Source organism: Parapedobacter luteus, assembly GCF_900168055.1.
Classification (GTDB): Bacteria; Bacteroidota; Bacteroidia; order Sphingobacteriales; family Sphingobacteriaceae; genus Parapedobacter; species Parapedobacter luteus.
In genome coordinates this window covers 1-2,993 of the sequence record NZ_FUYS01000026.1, presented here as the reverse complement: position 1 = coordinate 2,993, position 2,993 = coordinate 1, and the positions used below count along the sequence as shown (strand labels likewise).

Below are 2,993 nucleotides of genomic sequence, written 5' to 3'. Positions count from 1 at the left end.
TTAAAGCCTGCACTGAATTTTCTCCGTTCTTTTTTCATTTTTCAACTGCTAAGTTAAACATTTAAGCAGCTGTCCAATTTTTGGGGAGTATTATATAGTGCATTGTGCTATCTTTTCCAATAATATACTCATAGCACAATCTATACTGATATTACCATCAGAAACCTGCACACTGAGATTTTGCTGGCAAGGAGACTCCATTCACTCAAAATGGGAAGCAAATGTCGCTATCCTTATTCCTGTAATTATACAAGGCTGCCCACGCACATTCTATATGCAATTTGATACAGGTGCTCCTTACTCCCTGATCTATAAAAATAAATTGAATGCTATTCAACTGAAATATCCCAGTTCAATTCCATCGAACGAGATTGGTGGAAAGCTGGAAAATTTTTCATTTAAAGCAGACCAAACGCCAATTGTAGTGAAGGAAATTGAAGTTAAGCAATTCGATGATTCGGCTATTGATTGGAAAGATGAGAATCGTATTGAAATAATCGGAACTATCGGAACCGACCTGATTGACGGCAAAGTTGCTATAATTGACTATGTGAACAAAAAGCTTACGGTTTCACAATCAATTCCGGAAAGACTTATGGAGAACATATCATTATCCGATTTTATATACTCGAATAGGCACATATTGTTACCAGCAAAAGTTAATGGTAAAGAAACTGTTCTTTATTTTGATACCGGTTCAAGTATGTTTGAGCTGCTTACTGATAGAGAAACCAGTAAACAGCTCGCCATACCTAATGAAAAGCCCATCCAATACAAGGTAAATTCATGGGGTAATTTTTTGATTGCCAATACCCTTGCGTCAAATAGTAGCATAGAGATTGCCAATATTTCGATTCCAATTGGTGCATCCACATTTTTTGAGGGCGTAAGTAATGCTCAAATTGAACAAATGTCAAAAATGGGGATAGGAGGTATGACCGGAAACAAACTTTTTTTAAACTATATTTTGGTTCTCGACACAAAGCATCATAAGTTCGGGCTTTTACCATCATTACAGTATAGCGATATAGCTGGCAGAAATAAATGAGTGGAAGCCTGTATTTAGCTGGACATGTCTTCTATCACGCGCTATAGGTGCTTGTGTTATTACTTAAGGAAAAGTTATTGCGTATATTTGGGGGTTAGGCAAAATTTCAAATATGATATACGTATTTATTGGAATGAGTGTACTTTTTGTTGCAATTGGGTTTATTGTAACAGAAAAAAACGCGAAATATCTTCTTTCAGGTTACAACACAATGAATAAAGAAGACAGAAAGAAAGTAGATATCAAATCGTATATTCCATATTTTCGAAACTTTCATGTATTTTTAGGAATATCCTTTTTGGTACTGGGTACTGTTTTAACATATTTTGTCAGTGAGAATGCAGGCGGAATATTTTTAACGGTTTATCCAATTATAGCATATATCTATTTTTATACAAATTCAAAATATTCAAAAGGACTTGGTGGAAAATGGAATAAAACGGGAGTTGTTATACTTATAGGCACGCTACTTTTTGTTGTTGGACTTTTAGGATACGGATATAAAGAAAACAGAATAACCTTTGATTCAGAGAGCGTATCATTTCAAGGGAGTTATGGCGAGACGCTAACTAAAGCTGAAATCAAAAGCATTGAACTAGTCAGTCAATTGCCTGAAATCACTTCAAAGACAAACGGCTTCGCTCTTGGGACAATAAATAAAGGGTATTTCAAAACAAGAAATGGAGAAATAGTGAAACTGATTTTAAATTCAGATAACAAACCATTCATTTTATTCACAAAGGCTGACGGCAAGAAAATTTATTATTCCGCAAAAGATAAATCGAACGAACAAGTATTGGATGAAATGAGTAAAACTTTGCCTAACATCGTATATAGGAAATAGTGTTTTTAATGCTGCCATTTGTTTCCGTTGCGGAAAGCCCTCTCACCAGTACTTTTCGATAAATGGATTCTTTTTCAATAAATGGCTTGCTCCGGCACTGATACATACTGAGCACACTGCCACAAAAAGGAATTTGACAAAAACGTTTAACTCAACCTCCAATAATAGGAATTGGATCCAGTTGACGAAGGCATAATGGGTCAGATAGATCAGGAATGCATGTTTTGATAAGAAGGACATCATCTTGTTGCCATTTGTCGCAAAACGCCGGAACACTGTCAAAAATGCCAATATGCTGGAAGTGCAGGAGCACAGGTACAGCGTGAAGTAAATCATCCAGGCCGGGAATTCCCTGAGGTTTCCATCGCGTACCAACGAGCTCAAGTAAGGTGAAACAAGCGTCAATGCAACAAATGAAACCAAGCACGCGATAGACCAAAGCCACCACCTTGTTACTATGTCCGAATTCTGTGCGAATACGGTCTTTTCGAAATCACCAAGACCTAATGCAACCCCGATTAGGAAATAACCAAGATATAGCAAAGGCCTGCTGTACTGGAAGTCAAACGGGCCGATACCCCGCCAAGTACCCGCACCGACGGAATGCGCTATGGGGACATATAATAGCCAGGATATGCATAATAGCAGGAAAAACATTAGGGAAGGCTTTTTGGCCAATTTTCCGAAAGTTCCGCTGGATAGCACCGGACACCGTTTAAGCCACGGATAGCCAATCAAAAAAACGATGTTAAAGACAAACAGCATCCAGATGAACCATGTCGGACCGGCTGGCCAACCTTGATGGGTGAAAAAATCAGCAATATGCCTGATCAAATTAGTATCTCCCGTGGCCAAGTAATAGGACGGATAGTAGGCGATGAGCATCAGAAGCGTTCCGATGGTTATGAACGGGAGAAAAAGCCGAAGCGTCCTGTCCCTGACGAACGCATCTTTATTCTTCCTCGCCAGACTTCCGGGTAGAAATAAACCGCCGATAAGAAACATCAATGTATCCGCCCGACCAAGTACATCTTTATTGATTAATTGATCCGCTGTAGTTTTACGGGCTAAATATTATTGATATGAAAGAGCGTAGAGACT

The 2,993-nt window shown here is 38.5% G+C and carries 3 protein-coding genes; 2 read left to right on the top strand and 1 reads right to left on the bottom strand.

Annotated elements, in window-relative coordinates; all coding sequences use genetic code 11:
* Nucleotides 1-274 precede the first annotated feature (274 nt).
* Nucleotides 275-1,048 carry a hypothetical protein gene (locus B5X72_RS20455; protein WP_079718794.1) on the top strand — a complete coding sequence of 258 codons (774 nt, stop codon included), beginning with the start codon at nt 275-277 and terminating at the stop codon, nt 1,046-1,048.
* Nucleotides 1,049-1,160: 112 nt separating this feature from the next.
* Nucleotides 1,161-1,892, top strand: coding sequence for a DUF3784 domain-containing protein (locus tag B5X72_RS20450; protein WP_079718793.1), 732 nt, complete (start codon nt 1,161-1,163; stop codon nt 1,890-1,892).
* A 42-nt stretch (nt 1,893-1,934) separates the two neighbouring features.
* Here the strand turns inward: B5X72_RS20450 and B5X72_RS20445 are convergent, their stop codons facing one another.
* Entirely contained in the window at nt 1,935-2,897 is a 963-nt protein-coding gene (locus B5X72_RS20445; RefSeq protein WP_079718792.1) for an acyltransferase family protein, read from the bottom strand.
* Between the last annotated feature and the right edge of the window lie 96 nt (nt 2,898-2,993).

What these genes read in the sequence shown, in the direction of transcription:
- B5X72_RS20455 (WP_079718794.1), top strand. Translation starts at nt 275, where the DNA reads ATGCAATTTGATACAGGTGCTCCTTACTCCCTGATCTATAAAAATAAA.
- B5X72_RS20450 (WP_079718793.1), top strand. Translation starts at nt 1,161, where the DNA reads ATGATATACGTATTTATTGGAATGAGTGTACTTTTTGTTGCAATTGGG.
- B5X72_RS20445 (WP_079718792.1), bottom strand. Translation starts at nt 2,897, where the DNA reads ATGTTTCTTATCGGCGGTTTATTTCTACCCGGAAGTCTGGCGAGGAAG.